This window comes from Streptomyces sp. ISL-43, assembly GCF_018614195.1.
In the GTDB taxonomy this organism is placed as follows: domain Bacteria; phylum Actinomycetota; class Actinomycetes; order Streptomycetales; family Streptomycetaceae; genus Streptomyces.
On sequence record NZ_JAGGOT010000120.1, the window covers coordinates 1 to 5,907 of the forward strand.

A 5,907-nucleotide genomic window follows, 5' to 3' on the forward strand; every position below is an offset into this window, starting at 1 on the left:
CCCCCACCCCCATGGGACGCACCCCCACCCCCACGCGACGCAAGTCCACCCGCATCGCCTCCACCGTCCTCGCGCTGGCCGGCGCCGGGATCGGGATCGGCGCCCTCACCGCGTGCGGCGGTGGCGGCGGTGCCCAGCTGCCCCCGGACCCCAAGGTCGGCAGCACCGCCGCCCCCGCCCAGGTCGCTGACACCACCCCCACTCCCGCCCTCCCCAAGTCGAAGCCGACCGGGATGAAGATCGACGCGGCGGGCGTGGACGCGAAGAAGATGGTCGACCTGAAGGTGGACCCGGCCGGCGGCGAGCTGGGCGTGCCCGACGCCGACACGGACGCGAACAACCCCGGCTGGTGGACCGAGGGCGTCATCCCGGGTGAGAAGGGCGCGTCCGTCCTCGTCGCGCACTTCGACACGAAGTACGGGCCGGCCCTGATGAAGAACGTCAAGAACATCAAGCTCGGCGACGTGATCGAGGTCCCGCGCGAGGACGGCAAGACGGCGAAGTTCAAGATCCGCGAGATCGAGGACGTCGACAAGAAGGACTTCCCGACCGACAAGGTCTACGGCGACACGAACCGTTCCGAGCTGCGCCTGCTGACCTGCGGCGGCGAACTGAAGGACGGCCACCGCACCAACAACGTCATCTTCTACGCCGACCTGCTGGCGTGAGCCTCCGGCACCCCACAACCCCCGCGCCCCCGTCGCCCGTTCCCGCGAGACGCGCCCCGCCCGGGCACATGCCAAGACCCCCAGCCGAAATCGGCTGGGGGTCTTGGCGCTTGTGCCCTCGGCAGGATTCGAACCTGCGACACCCGCTTTAGAAGTTCGATCGGACCCCGCTGGGCTCCCTGCTGCCCACCATCCCGGCGGCCGGACAGGTGCGCTGAAGTACGCCCCTGTCCGGCGTCGTTGATGTCAGAGGTTGATGTCAGACGCCCTCTGATCCGTAGTTCTAGCGAGACCGGCCGATCGCGGCCATACCGGCCGCTTCGAAGCCCCGCAGGGACGCTGCGGGACGGTGCCGGTTGCTGTGGTTGCTGTACTGCGCTGCTGTACCGCTGCTGCGGCAAGGAAGCGGTGATAGCCGCTGCGTCCTTACAGACGCCGGTCACCTTCGCTGCGGAAGCAATGCACATCCATGACGCAATGCGATGAGTTTGTGACTGCCCGTAGCGATATGGTCGGCTGGTGCGCCGAACACAACGGAACTGGCTGTGGCTCCTGCTGGTGACCGCCGGAACGATCGGGCTGCTCGCCTTGCTTACTTTCTCGACGGTGGACGACTGGAGCTCTCCCTCCACCCCCATCTCTGGAAGGGCCCCCGACCCCGACCAGGTCATTTTCCGGAAGGGAGTGAACGAGGACCGCAGATCCCTCTTCAATGGGGTCCTTTACTACCAGCCTCCGAAAGCGGTGGACGTGGGCGACACCCTGGAGTTCTCGGCGTTGCTCACGGCGATCCGGAGCGAGACTCCGCCCGAGTGGCCGCCCGGCGATGTGGTAGCCCAACGCGCCTTGCGTGTGGGCGGGGTGCAGAAGGCGTACCTTTCCGAGGCTGGAAAGAACGTGGACATCGATGTACTCGGCTCTTCGATCGGCACGATCGCCGCGCCCGGTGACGAGGTGGAGTGGCGCTGGTACCTCACCCCGCGTAAGCCCGGCACGTACACCCTCAAGCTGACGGTCGAGACCTACCGCGGCGACTCGGACGTCCTCCTCGCACGCACTGCCCCACCCATCGACATCATCCTGAGCGCCCGCGCCACCTGGGCCTACCGCATCACGTCGGCCCGGAACTGGCTCATCGGCTTGGCAGCCACCCTCGCCGCGCTGACAGCTCTGGGGGCCGTCTTCCGCAGGCCCCTGACCGCGATCTTCTCCCGCATCCTCGGCTCCCGGCGAAGGAGCGACCGGCAGCAGCCCTAAGGACGTCACGTCAGACCTCGTGTCTCTGCGCCGCGACGGGCTCGTCCAACGGATGCGGGGCTTGACCTGCCTGATCGAACGCGGCGGTACGGAGACCTCCACCGCCGGCGCCAGCCACAGCGCGCTCCGCTGTCATCCCGCCTGCCGTCGTCCCCGACTGATCTGCTACGGCTTGCCCTGGGACGACGGCAGGCGGGATGACAGCCCCCACCTCGAACCACAACGCAGCCGCGGCCGCACGACTGGCCCCCGCATCCCAGAGTCAGAGCGCCCCCGCCGGAGGCAATGTCCTGACGGACGGCTTGCCATTCGGGCCAGCCCATCCCCATCAAGCCCTTAGCCATTGGCGCGCGGCCGGCGGTCCGGGCTGGAGCGGGGCGCAGACAGGAGCGCAGGCCCGGGGTGACGGGCGCGCGACGCCGCATTGGCGGCGGAAGCGCCCTTGATGAAGTAGGGAAACTTTGACCCCACTCCTCCGGGCCATCAGATCAGCTGGCGGCCGTCATGGCTTCGGACATGGGCCCCATGCCGTCCAGCGCATCCAGTAGCCGGACTGCGAACACCTCGGACATCCGCTCCGCGACCTCTTCGGGTGAGAGCCAGGCCACCGCGGTCGACTCCTCCGACGTCCGCTCGGTGCCGCCTGACGGCTTGCAGCGGAAGATCAGGGCGACGACACCCCGCGCCGTGTTCTTGTAGACCCCGGTGAGCTCGTCCACCTGAACCTGGATTCCGGTCTCCTCGAGGACCTCGCGGCGTACGCCTTCCTGAGGTGACTCGGTGAGCTCCAGGACACCCCCCGGGTCCCATATTCCGCAACCAAAGCCGCCGAGAACACCGGCACCCTCGACCGCCCGATCGGCAACCACCCAGCCGCGGTACTCCTCGGCGTCCCCGAACACGCCCGACGCCTCATCGACGCGTGCCTTGACCTGGATCCGCTCTACCCGGACCGCCGCCTCGCCGCCTGGGCCCACATGCTCGGCTTCCGGGGCCACTTCTCTACCAAGTCCCGCCAGTACTCCACCACGCTCGGTGCCCTCCGCCAGGCCCGCGCCGACTACCGCGCCGCCCAGGAACTCGACACCGACCCGGAGACCGTGCTCGTCCTTGCCTCCTGGCAGTACACCGCCACGGCCACACCCCGGCGAATCCGTCCTCGCCGCCGTCATCGCCCGCGACATCCAGCTCAACCGCGAGACCGCCCGCGAAGCCCTGCGAGAGCAACTACCGCTGGAAGGAACGCCATGACGACCGCCACCGCCGAACTGCTCACCGTGGTCGAGGTCATGGCCCGGCTCAAGCTCGGACGCTCGACCGTCTACGACCCGATCCGCTCCCGCCGCCTCCTCTCGATTCACCATCGGGCGGTCCCGACGCATCCCCGCCGACGCGGTGCAGGCCTTCATCACGCGCACGATCGAGGAGAACGACTGATGGCCACCCAGCGTCGCCGCAACCCGAACGGGGCGGGCACCATCACCAAGCGCAAGGACGGACGTTACCAAGCCGCCGTGTACGTCCTCCAGCCCGATGGCACTCGTGCCCGGAAGTTCGCCTACGGCAAGACCTGGGCCGAGTGCGACGTGAAGCGCCGCGAGCTGCTCGACAAGGTCGACAACGGCATCCCGGTGCCCACCAAGTCCGCGAAGCTCGCCGAGTGGCTGCCGTACTGGCTCGACCACGTCATCAAGCCCCGCCGCACGCTCAGCACGTACGACAAGTACGAAGCCCAGGTGCGGCTCTACCTCCTGCCCATGCTCGGCACAAAGCGCTTGGAGTCCCTCGGCGTCGCCGACGTCCGGCGGGTTCCTCGTCCAGCTGGAGAAGAAGACCACTGCGGCGACGGCCAAGGAGTCCCACCGTGTCCTACGGTCGGCCCTCTCCTCAGCCTGCCGAGAGGAACGGATCGTTCGCAACGTCGCGAAGCTGGTGGAGCCCCCGACCGCTGATGTACGCGAGATCAACCCGTGGACCTTGGACGAGACGCTCGACTTCCTGGCAGCGTCCCGCACGGACCCGCTCTACGCGGCCTTCGTCCTCGCCATTGCCATGGGGCTGCGGCGCGGTGAGATCGTCGGGCTCCGCTGGGCGGACGTCGACCTCGACAACCGCGTGATCCGGATCCGCAACCAGATCCAGCGGCGGCGCGGCGTGCTCTACGACGACGACCCGAAGAGCCGCCGCCGGCGCGTCATCCCCATCCCGGGCATCTGCGTCGCCCCGCTGCGCTGGCACCGGATGCGGCAGGCGGCTGCGCAGGAGCACGCGGGGGAGAAGTGGACGGACAGTGACTACGTCTTCACGACCCGTACCGGCCGCCCGGTGGAGGCCCGCAACGTCTACCGCTCCTTCACCCGTGTTGCCGAAGGCGCTGGTCTCCGGGTGATCCGCCTGCACGATGCCCGCCACGGCACGGCCACCCTGCTCACCGCCGCCGGCGTACCGCCCCGCGTGGTCATGGAGATCCTCGGACACAGCCAGATCAGCATCACCATGGACGTCTATACCCACGTGGCCCAGGACACCCAGCGTCAGGCCATGAGCCACATGGACCGGCTGCTCAAGAGGCGCCCCGGTCGTCAGTGATCACTGCCGTTGATGTCAGCTGTAGATGTCAAAGGCCCCCAGCCGTGATCGGCTGGGGGCCTTTTCCCTTGTGCCCTCGGCAGGATTCGAACCTGCGACACCCGCTTTAGGAGTGGGATCGAATCCCTGCCGGGCGGTTCCGGCGCGTGCCGCGTGGTGCTGAACCTCCTGGTCAGCGCCACGCGGCACGGTGCCTAATCCGGCGTGTGACGCCTGATGCCGCCCCGTCCGCTCACGCAGCGCGCACGCATCTGACCCCAGTGACCTGGCCGTTTACCGCCCACGGGGCAGGTCAGGCCCCGAGGCGACGGAGGAACTCGTCCTCGTCCACGACCTCGATGGCCTGGCCAGCGTCGAGCAGAGCCTGCGCACTCTTCAGCTTGCCGCTCAAGGTGTCTCCGGGCTTCAGCTGGGTCTGCGTGGCAGAGACCAGGAGGTCTGTCGTCTTGGTCATGGTCTTCGTGGGCTGGGCTCCGACCTCGGCAAGGCGAGTGAAGGCCTCGGCCCGCTCCATCGAGGTGAGTGTGCCGGTGAGGCAGACGGTCAGTCCGTACAGGGCCCCGTCGGGATCGGCATCGGGATTGGCTCCGGGAACAGGCAGCCGGTCGCGGCGACCCGAGCCCTGATACTGGCTGCCGCGCCACTGGTTGTCGGCAGTCATGGAGCCCCAGCGGATCTGGTGTTTGTCCAGCAGCTCATCAAGCGTCGTTGTGCCGGACTCGCGCATCACCGCGAGCATGATCTCGGCGGATGCCCGGGAGTCGGCTTCGGCCTGGTGATGGTCGGTGAAGGCGTGGCCGGCGGCGTCCATGCAGTGGGGCAGTCCGTAGGACAGCAGCTGCCAGGTCCGGCGCGCGACAACCTGGGAGCAGGTGTACCGCAGTTCGGGCCAGACGATGCCTTCGGCGTCGCAGGCGGCCCGGATGACGCTGAAATCGAAGCCGGCGTTGTGCGCGACCAGGGGCCGGCCATCGGCGAACGCGACGATCTCGGCGAGTGCGGCCTTCCACTCGGGTGCGCCGGCGACATCGCCTGCCGTGATGCCGTGTACCCGGACGTTGTACGGGTTGAAGTGGCCGAGTCCCGCGGGCGGCTGTATCAGCGTGGTCCAGGTGTCCGTGACGACCTGCCCCTCGACTGCCGTCATGCCGACGGAGCACGGGCTGCCGCGGTGCTCGTTCGCCGTCTCGAAATCTATCGCTACCCAGGAAGACATGACTGAAGTGTCGTGGGGTGGCTTACGAGACACCAGGGTCAAAAGTAGCCAGTCGGTTTCGGCTGAGCCAACCCGTTCCACAAGTGAGAGAGGGGCCCGGACCGTGGGCTTCGCCGGCTACCAGCAGGTTCCCCGTAGTGCGGATTGCCCGGGTCGCCCGTTATCAACGGTTCGCGC

3 protein-coding genes and 3 pseudogenes are annotated in these 5,907 nt (G+C 68.2%); 4 read left to right on the forward strand and 2 right to left on the reverse strand.

Going from position 1 to position 5,907, the window contains the following annotated elements; genetic code table 11:
• Together J7F03_RS40175 and J7F03_RS40180 are read left to right on the forward strand one after the other, a co-directional pair.
• Positions 1-668 (forward strand): sortase domain-bontaining protein (locus J7F03_RS40175; RefSeq protein ID WP_308380172.1); only part of this gene is annotated, 668 nt, incomplete at its 5' end.
• A gap of 519 nt (positions 669-1,187) precedes the next feature.
• Complete coding sequence (locus J7F03_RS40180; protein ID WP_214958165.1) at positions 1,188-1,925, forward strand: hypothetical protein; 738 nt, start codon at positions 1,188-1,190, stop codon at positions 1,923-1,925.
• 483 nt (positions 1,926-2,408) lie between these two features.
• Here J7F03_RS40180 and J7F03_RS40185 read toward each other — a convergent pair.
• Positions 2,409-2,794, reverse strand: a pseudogene (locus tag J7F03_RS40185) (NUDIX domain-containing protein).
• Between J7F03_RS40185 and J7F03_RS40190 the strand changes: the two are divergent.
• Positions 2,741-3,176, forward strand: a pseudogene (locus J7F03_RS40190) (replication initiator); the annotation flags it as partial. The pseudogenes J7F03_RS40185 and J7F03_RS40190 overlap by 54 nt on opposite strands.
• Before the next feature lie 185 nt (positions 3,177-3,361).
• Positions 3,362-4,514: pseudogene (locus J7F03_RS40200) on the forward strand (tyrosine-type recombinase/integrase).
• Positions 4,515-4,806: 292 nt separating this feature from the next.
• Here the strand turns inward: J7F03_RS40200 and J7F03_RS40205 are convergent.
• Entirely contained in the window at positions 4,807-5,730 is a 924-nt protein-coding gene (locus J7F03_RS40205) for an exonuclease domain-containing protein (RefSeq protein WP_214958166.1), read from the reverse strand.
• Positions 5,731-5,907: the final 177 nt, after the last annotated feature.

What these genes read in the sequence shown, in the direction of transcription:
- J7F03_RS40205 (WP_214958166.1), bottom strand. Translation starts at nt 5,730, where the DNA reads ATGTCTTCCTGGGTAGCGATAGATTTCGAGACGGCGAACGAGCACCGC.